This window comes from Thermogemmatispora carboxidivorans (assembly GCF_000702505.1).
Lineage (GTDB): Bacteria > Chloroflexota > Ktedonobacteria > Ktedonobacterales > Ktedonobacteraceae > Thermogemmatispora > Thermogemmatispora carboxidivorans.
Genome location: NZ_JNIM01000001.1, coordinates 1,796,171 through 1,808,206, shown reverse-complemented (window position 1 = coordinate 1,808,206; position 12,036 = coordinate 1,796,171). Strand labels below are relative to the sequence as shown.

At 60.7% G+C, this 12,036-nt stretch carries 8 protein-coding genes; 6 read left to right on the top strand and 2 right to left on the bottom strand.

Features of this window, described 5'->3' with window-relative positions:
• Positions 1-41: 41 nt before the first annotated feature.
• On the top strand, positions 42-536 hold the full coding sequence (locus N688_RS07155; protein ID WP_052888641.1) for a B-box zinc finger protein: 495 nt from the start codon (positions 42-44) through the stop codon (positions 534-536).
• Between the two features lie 29 nt (positions 537-565).
• The gene (locus N688_RS07150) at positions 566-1,693 is read left to right on the top strand and encodes a polyprenyl synthetase family protein (RefSeq protein WP_052888640.1); all 1,128 of its coding nucleotides are present in this window, start codon (positions 566-568) and stop codon (positions 1,691-1,693) included.
• A 127-nt stretch (positions 1,694-1,820) separates the two neighbouring features.
• On the opposite strand, the gene N688_RS07145 is transcribed toward N688_RS07150, so the two are convergent.
• On the bottom strand, positions 1,821-3,329 hold the full coding sequence (locus N688_RS07145; protein ID WP_052888639.1) for a WD40 domain-containing protein: 1,509 nt from the start codon (positions 3,327-3,329) through the stop codon (positions 1,821-1,823).
• Positions 3,330-3,563: 234 nt separating this feature from the next.
• Here N688_RS07145 and N688_RS07140 point away from each other — a divergent pair, with 234 nt between their 5' ends.
• The 4 genes from N688_RS07140 to ligA all read left to right on the top strand — a co-directional run bounded on the left by N688_RS07140 (position 3,564) and on the right by ligA (position 9,799).
• On the top strand, positions 3,564-4,091 hold the full coding sequence (locus tag N688_RS07140; protein ID WP_052888638.1) for a PKD domain-containing protein: 528 nt from the start codon (positions 3,564-3,566) through the stop codon (positions 4,089-4,091).
• 1 nt (position 4,092) lies between these two features.
• Positions 4,093-5,739: a putative manganese-dependent inorganic diphosphatase gene (locus N688_RS07135; RefSeq protein ID WP_052888637.1), complete on the top strand. Its 1,647-nt coding sequence runs from the start codon at positions 4,093-4,095 to the stop codon at positions 5,737-5,739.
• 357 nt (positions 5,740-6,096) lie between these two features.
• Positions 6,097-7,170: a phospholipase D-like domain-containing protein gene (locus N688_RS07130; RefSeq protein WP_081838608.1), complete on the top strand. Its 1,074-nt coding sequence runs from the start codon at positions 6,097-6,099 to the stop codon at positions 7,168-7,170.
• Between the two features lie 550 nt (positions 7,171-7,720).
• Positions 7,721-9,799, top strand: a complete 2,079-nt coding sequence (gene ligA, locus N688_RS07125) for an NAD-dependent DNA ligase LigA (RefSeq protein ID WP_081838607.1) — start codon at positions 7,721-7,723, stop codon at positions 9,797-9,799.
• 187 nt (positions 9,800-9,986) lie between these two features.
• Here ligA and N688_RS07120 read toward each other — a convergent pair whose 3' ends face one another.
• Entirely contained in the window at positions 9,987-11,279 is a 1,293-nt protein-coding gene (locus tag N688_RS07120; RefSeq protein ID WP_052888635.1) for a serine hydroxymethyltransferase, read from the bottom strand.
• Between the last annotated feature and the right edge of the window lie 757 nt (positions 11,280-12,036).

Here is a 12,036-nt window from a genome sequence, read left to right as displayed (position 1 = left end):
CGCTTAATCAACTATAAGAAAGAGCAGAGGAAGCAGAAACAATGGAAGATCCCATTACGACGCGCCGGCGCCAACAGACGCTGAGTTTGTCTCGCCGCTGCCGAGAATGCGACCAGGAGGCCCTGGGACGCTGTCCCGACTGCCACCGTAGCTTTTGCCAGGAGCATTTTCCGAAGCAGCAACATTCACCCTGTGCTGAGCGGCAGCTACGCCTGGCCGAGATCCAGGTCTGCTACGTCTGCGGCGTCCCGGTTTATCCAGATCAGTGGTCGATCTCCCGTACTTCCCATTTTATCGATCAATACCGCTGTAAAGGCTGTGGGCGCTACGTTTGCGAAGAGCTACATACCAGGAAGAAAGACGAAGATGTCGTTATCGTTCGCGAGGGCCTGCGCGGTCATCGCTACCAGTACACGATCCGCTACTGTGATCTCTGTGCTCCGCTCTCCTACGTGGGTGGCCTCAAGGGGCTGGCACGCTGGGTGACGCTGGCAGGCACCCTGGCAGCACTTGTCTTTTTTCACTTTCACCCCTAAGATAGGGAAAAAGCTTTCTGTGGAGAAGCATGGCCAGCTCACGTACTGTTCAAACAACGCTCCAGCGCTACCGCGAGGAGATCCAGGCCGCACTCAGGGAGGCTGTGGCGCACGCCACAGCCTCTACGGGAGCAGAGGCGTTCTGGCTTCTGCAGGATTACTATGGTCAGATGCGCTATCATCTGGGGTGGGTCGACGCCCAGCTGCGTCCCATCAGCGTTCAGACGGGCAAGCTTCTGCGTCCTACCTTGCTGCTCCTCTCTTACGAAGCTGCCGGGGCCTGGGGCCAGCTGCCTTCCGAGGATGAGTCACGTCGCTACCTTCAGCGGGCCTTGCCCGCGGCGGCAGCGATCGAACTGACCCATAATTTCACACTGATCCATGACGATATCGTGGACGAGGATAGCGAGCGCCACCACCGCCCGACGGTCTGGAAGCTGTGGGGCGTGCCCCATGCGCTCAATGCTGGCGACGGCATGTTCGCGCTCAGCCGTCTGGCCCTGTGGGGTGTCCTGGAGGTCGGCGTCGATCCAGCGCTCGCCGCTCGCCTGGCCGCCCTGCTCGACCGTACCTGTCTGACGATTGCAGAGGGCCAGTATCTCGATATGCTCTTCGAGACACGCATGGATGTCTCGGTCGAGGTCTACATCGAAATGATTCGACGTAAAACCGCTGCCTTGATGGCCTGCGCGGCAGAGATGGGGGCTTTACTGGGCACCCAGGAGAGAGAGACGGTAGAGCGGCTACGTCACTTTGGCGAGGCTCTGGGCCTGGCTTTCCAGGTACGCGACGACCTGCTGGGCGTCTGGGCCAGTCTGGATGAGCTGGGCAAGAATCCCGCTGGCGATCTCTACCGGCGCAAAAAGAGTCTGCCGATTCTACACGCCCTGGCCCATGCCCAACCGGCTGACCGCGAGCGGCTGCAGACTCTGTATCAGCAAAGTGCTCCCTTGAGTCGAGAGCAGGTAGACGAGATCCTGGCAATCTTTGCACGCACGGAGACACGTTCCTACTGCCAGGCTTTCCTGGCCGAACAATGCCGCCGGGCGCGTGCCACCCTGGAAGCTGTCCCAGCCTCATCCACTCCACTCGCCAGGCGTGCCCGAAACGACTTAGAAGCCTTTGTAGACTTCATCGAAGCAGCCAGCCAGAGCTAGAGTCCGGCAGCGCAGGATTCTTCAGAGCCATTGGCCTCAGTCTCAGGCCCGGTCAGCGCCGCTGCTACTAAAGCCGCTTCTCTAGCAGGAGTGCGTCAGATCAGCCCGGTCGTGCCCCGACCAGCGCTTAACTGAGCTGCCAGAGCGTCACCCGATTACCTGCCGCTGTGGCTATGGTGCGTCCATCAGCAGACCAATGCAGGGAGAGCACTGGGGTTCCCAGGCGGACAGTGAGAAGCGGCGTCTGACTGCGCGCCGGATACCAGACGGCGAGAACGCCATCGTTACCAGCACTGGCCAGCAGCCTTCCATCGGGTGACCAGGCCAGTGTACGTAGCGGTTGTGCGTCCAGGCGGAGGCGCTGGGGTCCGTCGACGCATTGGGTTCCGAAGGTTGCTGTCTGCTGGCGCTGGCAGGTCAGGCCGTTCCAAAGACGGATCTGGCCGTCGTCCCCGCCAACGGCAAGCTGTGCGCCTGTGGGAGCGAACGCCAGTGTACGCAGGGTCAGCTGGCCATCTTGATAGTAGCCATGCACTTCCTGGCCGCCGTCAGCCCGCCAGACGCGCACCAGCCCCCCGGTGGAGGCCGTAGCGATGGTCTGGCCATCGGCAGCCCATGACGCGGCTTCCAGCGGACTTGTATGGCGCCTGAAGATCTGCAGGGGGCGCCAGAGTTTGCCATCCCAGACAATGGCCAGCTTATCAAGACTGGCCGAGACGAGGCGCGCCTGACCATGAGGCGCCCAGGCTACGGCGGTGACGGTAGCAGTATGTCGCTGGAGCGGCTGCGTTAGCGGCGCGCCGTTGTAGGGATCGAGAAACTGCACCGCCGAGCCAGCTCCCAAAGCCAGCTGTGTTCCATCGGGCGACCAGGCCAGGGTGCGCACGGCCCCATTGATGGTAAAGGCATGTTGCACCTGACCTTGTGTATTCCAGATAAGCAGTCGCCCATCAAGCGAGCCACTGGCCAGCAATTTCCCATCAGGCGACCAGGCCAACGCACGCACCGTCTGCCGGTGCTGGGTGAAAACCAGACTGGCCCGGGCAGTAGTGGGGAGTGTAGCAGCGGTCGCTGTCGGCATCTGCTTCGACACGACGGTGGCCGCCGGCCTGGTCTGGGGTGGCAGCGTTGCCAGCCACCTTCCCAGGAAACCAGAGCGGTAGGCCGCATAGCCCGCGCTCGCTCCCGCCGCTCCCAGCACTGTCAGGCCGAGCAAGCTGAGAACCAGACGCCGTGAGCGCTTGCCTCCGCCTGTCGGCTGGTCAAGTTCTGCAGCCGGAGAGCCTGGTGCTCCTACGACCGGCAAGGCCATGCCATCGGCCAGCGTCACCGCATCATGCAGCCCATCCTCTGCCGATGGCCGCCCGCTGGCTGCCAGCCCAACCACGTAGGGCCGCAGCTGTAAGGTTTCCCCCGCTTTGACTCCAGCTGCTTCCAGGCTCAGCTCGCGCGGTAGTTCCCGCCCGCTCTCCGCCAGACTTAAACGGTAGCCCAGTCGGTTGCCAGCGCTATCCTCCTGCGGCAACTTTAAAACCTTGACCAGAGCCGGCACCAGCGACCAGAGCGGTGCATCGCCCGAGACCTCCACTGGATACCTCAGTCCAGAGAGGCGATCTTCAATGATGACCTCTAGCATGCTTGTCTCCCCTCTCTCGTGGCTCTCGCTTTGCAGTGTATCCACGGCATCTCTCTGGGAGGAATCCACGAACGATCAAGCGGGCTATTTTTTACAGCGTGCGTTCCCCCCCCAAAATGGCCACTACCAGGAAAGAAGCAGCCAAACGTCCTTTTGAGCAAGGAGATGCAAGAGTCAGGCGCTCTTCTCTGCCACCTCCCACAGCGCTACAGCGGAGGAAGTGGACAGGCGGAAATGACGCGAGGGAAGGCCAGGGCTGGCGTCACTGCTGTGCTAAAGGGCACTAGCAGGCCACCCCCTTCGCCTTCGCAGCCCGGGCCGCCCTTCCTTCGCCCTGGCTCTCGCTCGCCAGTCATAGACTTCAGCTACCGTTGGGATTTCGGCGATGGTCAGAGCGCTCTGGGCCAGCGCGTCAGCCATGTCCATCGCCGGGTGGGAGAGTACCAGCCCAGACCCACGGCGACGGCATCCACCGGCGCCCAACGCCTCATCAGCAGGAATCTCGGCATCGCACTGCCCAAACCAAACAACCGGCTCAGCGACGGCGTCACTACCGTTGCCCAGGCTACTGCCTTCACCGAAGCCCCCTCAGCCATCACAATACATCCCGTGGCGCTCGTCTTCGGCGTGGCTATCAGCCTGGCACTGCTTTTTGTTATACTGATAGGCGTACTACTGTTCATCTCTCGCCGCCAACGCAACGACCGGCAGAACGCCAGTGCTCACGCCACGAGGGAGCACGGGCCTGGAGGAAGCAGCTAGCATGGCACAGCCAATCTACGTCATTGGACATAAACAGTCAGATCTCGACTCGATCGCCTCGGCCTACGCTTACGCGCGCCTGCTACAAGCTCAGGGAGAAGAGGCTGTCCCCGCGCGACATGGAGTCATCAAGCCCGAGGTGCGCTTTGTTTTAGAACGCTACGGAGTTGAACCGCCCGAGGCACTGGAGGACGTCTATCTGCAAGTACGCGACGTCATGAGGCGTGGCGTTATCAGCATCCATGTTGATCAGCCCTTGCTGGAAGCCGGGCGTCTGCTACAGGAGCATAACCGGCGCGCCATGCCTGTGATCGACGATGAGGGCCGCGTTCGGGGGATTATCGCGATTGAAGACCTGGCCAAGCTCTTTTTCAAAGACCTCGATCCCCAGGCGGTCAATCGCGTTCCGCTGGAGCGCGATAATCTGGTGCGCGTCTTACATGGGCGCGTGCTTGTCGAGGGGCGCCGCAAGCTGGGCAATCGCATCCTAGTGGGCGCTATGCAGGCGGCCACCATGCGTGAATATCTTGAACCGGGCTGTCTGGTCGTCCTGGGAGACCGCGAGGATGCCCAACTGGCCGCCATCGAGGCGGGAGCCGCAGCCCTGGTCATCACGGGCGATTTGCTCGTCTCCGAGCGCACCCTGGCTGCGGCACGCAAACAGGGGGTACTTGTCATCAGCACGGCCTATCACACCTTCACCGCCGTCCGCCTCATCAATCTGAGTATGAAGACCAGCGAGATCATGAATCGCGACTTCGACTCCTGCAGGCCGGAAGACCTGATGAGCGAAGTACAGCCGTTATTGGCACGCCATCGATCGCTGCCGGTGCTGGACGATGAAGGGCGTTTGGTCGGCTACCTCTCACGGACCGACATGCTCAACGCGCGTCCTCGCCGCATCGTCCTTGTCGACCATAACGAACGGGCCCAGGCTGTGGATGGCATCGAGGAGGCAGAGCTGCTGGCCATTATCGACCACCATCGCATTGCCGATGTTCATACGAGCAAGCCCATCATGTTCCGCGCCGAGCCGGTTGGCTGCACCGGCACCATTATTGTCAGCCTCTATCACGAGGCCGGGGTACCCATCTCGCGTGAGGCCGCCGGTCTGCTGCTCGCCGGCCTGCTCTACGATACCCTGATTCTACGCTCTCCCACGACGACGGAGCGCGATGAGCAGGTAGCCGCCGAGCTGGCCGAGCTTACGGGCGAGGACCTCGAAACTTACGGCCAGGCCATCTTTGCTGCGGCAGCCTCCGACCTCAACGAGCGCAGTCCCGAGGCTCTGCTCACCGCCGATTTCAAGGAGTACACAGTGAGTGGCCTGCGCTTCGCCATCGGCACAGTCGAGACAGCCACTCCCTCGGTCATTGAGCAGCGCAGCGCTGAGCTGCTGGAGGCTATGCGCCAGCTCTCTCAGGAGCGCAACTATAGCGTCTTCCTCTTTATGATTGTTGACATCATCAACATGCGCTGCCGGCTGTTGGTCCACGGCGGTGAGCAGGCAGTGGCCGGCGTACTGGGGGCACCGCTCGGAGACGATGGGCACTCGCTTGAGGTCGAAGGACTGGTTTCACGCAAAAAACAACTGGTTCCCCTGCTGGGTCGCATTCGGAACTTGCTTCAGGAGCGTGTTCGCTCGTAGCGCCGGCCCAGCCAGCGAGAGGATGCTCCCCTTTCACAGACCAGACCGGCAGCCCAGGCTCTCCGGTCTGGTCTCACCTTGTCTGCACCTGTCCAGAGCCAGAACTGCTCACGAACGCCCCGGTTCACTACCCTGCAACCACAATGGCCCCACATTGGTCCTGGGGAAACGCTCTGCCATTGCCTGCTCAGGCCAGCCCTCGACTGACAAGACTGCTCCTGACGCCCCTGCGGCCCCCAAGACGTGCTTATCTAGAGAGGACTGCTCTTGCACTGCTCGCCTGTAGTCTGCACAGGATATGATGAGGCTGGAGAGGCTATTTACAGTCTCCATTCTAATGATCACGGAGTCGCTTCGATGAGGATGAAAAGGTACGCCGAACGCACCGCTTCTCTCTGGCAGAAGAGCCTTTTCCTCGCGTTCTTCTGTCTCTGCTTGCTCCTGAGTGCCTGTAACATTGATATTACTGCCGGCGGGAGTACGCTGCTGGCCTCGCCGACCGCTGCCCTCACTAACGGGGTCCAGCAAGGGCTGCAAGTTTTCGTCGAGCCGGATGCCGGCGAAGGGGTCATCACCAATGCCATCAACGGGGCCCATCGCTCGGTCTGGCTGGAACTCTATCTGTTAACCAATCGCAATGTCATCAACGCTCTTGAGGAGGCGGCCAACCGTGGCCTCGATGTGCGCGTGATGCTGGAGACTCATCCCTATGGCGGCGGATCACTCTCGCCGACGGAAACGATGGATCGCCTGCGCGCGGCAGGGGTCCAAGTCAAAGCGACCAGCCCGGCCTTTGCTTTGACCCATGAGAAAGGCATGGTTATCGATGGCACCACGGCCTATATCATGACCTGCAACCTGACAAACGCCGCCCTGGGCGTTGGTAGCACTAAAAACCGCGAATACGGGATCATCGATACCAATCCTGCCGATGTCAAAGCGGTCAGCGATATCTTTGAAGCCGACTGGAACCGCACACAGGTCTCCCTCACGAACCCGAATCTCGTCGTCAGTCCCATCAACTCACGCAGCGTCTTTGAATCGCTCATCAAAGGCGCCCATAAATCGCTGCTCATCGAGGCAGAGGAGCTGATCGATGACTCCATCGAGCGGGACCTGGCCGCCGCGGCTCAACGCGGCGTCACAGTGCAGGTGATCCTGCCTTACCAGAGCAGTTCCTCCGATAGCAACCACAGCGGTATCATGGCTATCAAACGCGGCGGTGCCCAGGTGCGTGAGGACAAGCAGCTCTATATGCACGCCAAAATAATCATCGTCGATGGAGAGAAGGCATTTGTTGGCTCCGAGAACTTCTCAAGCCAATCGCTTGATCGCAATCGCGAGCTGGGCATCGTGCTCTCCGATCAACACATTCTCAGCGTGCTCCAACAGACCTTTGCTAAGGACTGGAACAGCTCACGCAGCGTCTGAAAATCCCTTGAGCCAGGCCGCGCTTCGATTTGCTCCCTGCAGGCGGACACGAGCGCGACCGTGAAAGCAGCCGGGCCGAGAAGAGTTTCCGCCACCTCCCATAGCATGCCTGACAGACTTGCAGCAGCGCAGACGGTCTGTCAGGCAGCTTCTCACGCTGCTCGGCCCGACTCAACAGCTAGCAGGCCCGCCAGGCCAACGATCCTCTCGCCTCTCTCTCCCCGTTGCTGTCATGTGATACGATAGGAAAGCCTGTCCTGTCGCTCCCTACTGTCCTTCTGCAGAGCTGGCGGAACAGCCGGGCTTGAGCAATCAACAGGACCAACAGGGTAGACGGGTAAGCATGTACCCGCACCCGCCCAGCTCAGCACGCACCAGCTTCACAACCGACCCGATCGCTCCTGGCAGAGAACATCTCTCTCTGGCCCAGGGCACTCAGTAGCAGGCAGACAGGCAGACCAGACCCTTCCTTTCCTGGCCCTTCTCAAAAGAATAAGGCAAGTGGGGAGGCACTCCAATCAGTGAGATTCTTTTCCGGGGAGGCAACTTGATGGCCGATCAGATCGAGCGCCAGAACGGACAGACCGGCGTCGAGCCGAGCCAGGAGGCAACGAGCAGAGCGAGCGAGAGTGAGAAGCTAGCCGCGCGCGTGGCAGAACTGCGCCGTCGCATAGAAGAGGCTAACTATCAGTATTACGTTCTCGACAACCCCACGCTGACCGACGCAGAATATGATCATTTGATGCAGGAGCTGCGACGCATCGAGGAGGAGCATCCTGAGCTGCAGACGCCAGACTCGCCGACGCAGCGTGTTGGGGCGGCGCCGCTCCCTGAAGTGCGGCAGCATCGCCATCCTGTTCCCATGCTCAGCCTGGCCAACGCCCGCAGCGAAGAAGAGCTAATGGCCTGGCATCGGCGCGCGCAGAATATCCTGCCTAACGCCACCTTTGAGTACGTCTGCGAGCTGAAAATCGACGGGCTGGCAATGGCTCTGACCTACGAACAGGGGAGGCTGACCGTGGGTGCCACCCGAGGCGACGGTCTCGTCGGCGAGGATTGGACCCCCAACGTGCGCACCATTCGCAGCATTCCTCAGCGCCTGCGTGACGCCAATCCGCCGCCGCGGGTCGAGGTACGTGGCGAGATCTACATGACCATCGAGAGCTTTGAGAAGCTCAACGCCTCGCTTACCCGCGAGAAACTCTTTGCCAATCCGCGCAACGCCGCCGCCGGTTCGCTCCGTCAGAAAGATCCGCGCATCACCGCCGAGCGCAACCTCGACTTCTTCGGCTACCAGATCGGCTATATCGAGGGTCACAATCTGAGCACGCACTGGGAGGCCCTGCAACTCATCGCCGAATGGGGCTTCCCGGTTAACCCCCACAATCGGCGGGCCCGCGACCTCGACGAAGTGCTGCAGTATTGTCGTGAATGGGAGCAGAAGCGCTTCGAGCTGCCCTACGAAATTGACGGGGTGGTCATCAAGATCAACGACCTTGCTCAACAGCAGGAGCTGGGTTATGTTGGACGAGAGCCGCGCTGGGCCATCGCCTTCAAATATCCTCCCATCCAGGTCGCTACACGCCTGCTAGACATCCGCATCAACATCGGGCGCACTGGCTCGGTCAATCCCTGGGCCATGCTGGAGCCGGTCAACATCCGCGGCGTGACAGTCTCGCGGGCCACCCTGCACAACGAACAAGACATCCAGCGCAAAGACCTGCGCATCGGCGACTGGGTCATTGTACAGCGCGCTGGCGAGGTCATTCCCCAGGTAGTCAAGCCCATCGTCGAGCGGCGCACCGGCGAAGAACGCCCCTACACCCCGATCGAACGCTGCCCTGTCTGTGAGACGCCCATCATGCGTCTGCCAGACGAAGCGATCGCCTATTGCCCAAATACAGACTGCCCGGCGCGCCTGCTGGAGAGCGTCATTCACTTTGCCTCGAAGGGGGCAATGGACCTGGAGACCATTGGCGAGAAGCAGTGTGAGCAATTGGTCAAAACGACCTATATTACAACGGTCGCAGACTTCTACGATCTGACGCGCGAGCAGCTGCTCAAGCTGGAGGGCATCAAGGAGAAGAGCGCCGACAATATGCTCAAAGCCATCGAGGCGAGCAAGAAACGTCCTTTCTGGCGCCTGCTCTTCGGCCTCAACATTCGCTACATTGGCGAAAAGACAGCCCAGCTTATCGCCGAGCACTTCGGTTCAATGGATCGCCTGCAGACGGCCAGCGAGGAGGAGATTATGGCCATCCCCGGCGTGGGACCGAAGAGCGCTCACAGCCTCTATACCTGGCTCCAGCAGGAGAAGAATCGTCAGCTCATAGAACGCCTGCGCCAGGCCGGCGTCAACATGGCCATTGAAGAACGGCCCAGCGGACCGCTGGCCGGCCAGTCCTTCCTGTTCACCGGCAAACTGAGCCATCTGACACGCCCGCAGGCCGAGGAGGCTGTACGCCAGCTCGGCGGGACCGTCGCCAGCGGCGTCACCCGTTCGTTGACTCATCTGGTTGTGGGCGAAGATCCCGGTTCCAAGCTTGAGAAGGCCCGGCGCGCCGGCGTCCAGATTCACGATGAACAGTGGTTCCTCGACCTGCTGCGCCAGCATGGCGTCCAGGTCTAGCCCATTGAGCTGGAATCCAGAAGCCAGAGGACCAGCCTGCCGGGAAGGGAGATCAGCAGACCGCTCCCGCCAGGCCAGACAAGTACACTGGGAGCGGCTCGGAATGCGCCTGCCTCGCGAGCCACTCCCGCTTCTCTTTTCTTCCAGCTCAGCCGCTCAACCGTCAGGCACCCGCTGTGGCCCGGACTCAGACGTAGCGCATTTCCAGATAGCGAGCGCGCAGCTGATGCACGGCCTCACGCACCTGTTTGCCGCGGATCGCATCGTGCATCAACTGGGCTAGCTCTCCCATCGCCCGCTCATCCATGCCAAACCGGGTCATCTCCTGCACTCCAATGCGCAGGCCCGAAGGATTGCGCGGGTCAGCATCGCCAGGCAGCATATTATAGTTCACGATGATATCGTTGGCCTCCAGCCGCCTGGCTACCTCGACACCACCTCCCCAGGCTGCGACATTGACCGCAATCATGTGACTGCGCGTGTAGCCAAACTCGCGCGCCTCCACCGGCGTGCCCAGCTCATCAAGAGCCTGACCCAGGGCCTGCGCGTTGCGCACAATCTGGGCCGCATACTCGCGCCCATAGCGTTTCATCTCGCGGGTCGCCACGAGCAGGGCCGGGAGCGAGAAGAGATGATGGTTACTCGAAGAGCCAGGGAAAACCCCACGATCCGCGGGCGGCCAGTACTTCTTTGCGGTCTCCTCGTCCATGTTCCCCAGAATCACCCCACGCTGCGGACCAGGAAAGGTCTTGTGCGTGCTACCGGTCATCCAGGTGGCCCCCTCCTGCAGCGGCGACTGGAACTGGCCCCCAGCGATCAGACCGAGGACATGAGCACCATCGTAGAGCACCGGGATATCACTGGTCCTGCAAAAGGCCGCTACCTCCGCCACTGGCTCGGGGAAGAGGAAGAGGCTCTTGCCCATCACAACGATCTGCGGCTTCACACGGTCGATCAACTCGATCGTCTTCTGAGCATCGACATGATAGCGATCCTCAGTAAGGGGAAGATAGTGGAGATTGATGGCTTGAGACCCACCTACCTTCAGCGATTGCCCGCGCGTCTGAATGCGCCGCCCGAAGACCCCCACAGCACCGTGGCTGATATGGCCCCCGGCATCGGTCGAGTTCACCACAATCGTATCGCCGCCGCGCAGGAAACCAAGAGCGATGGCTGTATTGGCCGCATTGCCACTGATTGGGCGGACATCCGCCTGTTTAGCCCCGAAAAGATCACAAATCTCATCTCGCGTCATGCGCTCGATCTCATCGATATAGCGCGTTCCCTGATAGTAGCGATTGATGCGCTCGCCCTCATTAGGATGGCCTTCCGCATAGCGTCCCATGAAATCAGAATTCTGGACACGGCGCACCGCAGGGCTGGGGGTATTCTCACTGGCGATCAGATTGATGCACTGCCTCTGGCGCCAGTGCTCTTGCTTGGCAAGAATAGCCTCAATATCACTGATATCAACCGTCATCAGTATTCCTCCTCCCGCACAGGCAGGCAGTTTAGCGTCTGGCAGCCAGCCAATCTGACTGATCGACTGACCGACGAAGAGCAGACGCGCCGAGCGATCAAGCAAGCATCAAAAGAAATACGGCTAGTGCGATAGAAAGAGCGCCGTGGCTCGGCTCCTTGGGTTTGGCCTGCCGGAGCCGTGGCGATCAGCAGAGCGACCGCAGGCCGGGGCAGCGCCAGCCAGAGAGCCAGACGGGGCAAGCGGCGACGCAGCGGATCAGCAGGAGGTCCACGGCAGAGAGCCAGGGGCGAAGGAGGGGTAACGAAGACCAGCGGCTGACCGGAGCCAAACCACCAGACCCCTACCTGTCATAGGGTACCCGTCTATCACGTCCAGCCCGTTTGAGCCTAGCAGACCTGTGCCTCCAGGGAGCAAGCAGGCAAGCGGGCAAGTGCAACAGTGACTGACTGGCAGACCGACCTGAGCTAATCGTGCGCAACGCTGGCGGGTTTAGTGTAGCATGGCCTCCGACATCTGTAAATGGCCGTGGCCTCTGGCCAGGCTGCACGGGGCTTGCTCAGTCATTCAGATGCGACCCTGAGCGCGCATTGCAACAATAAGCTGAACAAAAGATGAGAGAAAGTGAACCCCGATCGTCTTCAAACAGCATTGAACAAAGATGGCGATCCTGTTATACTACCACCATAGAAAGGAGAAGCGTCGCGTCTGCGCTTGCAAAAGAACGTAATACGCATGGAAAGGAGGGGCGGCATTC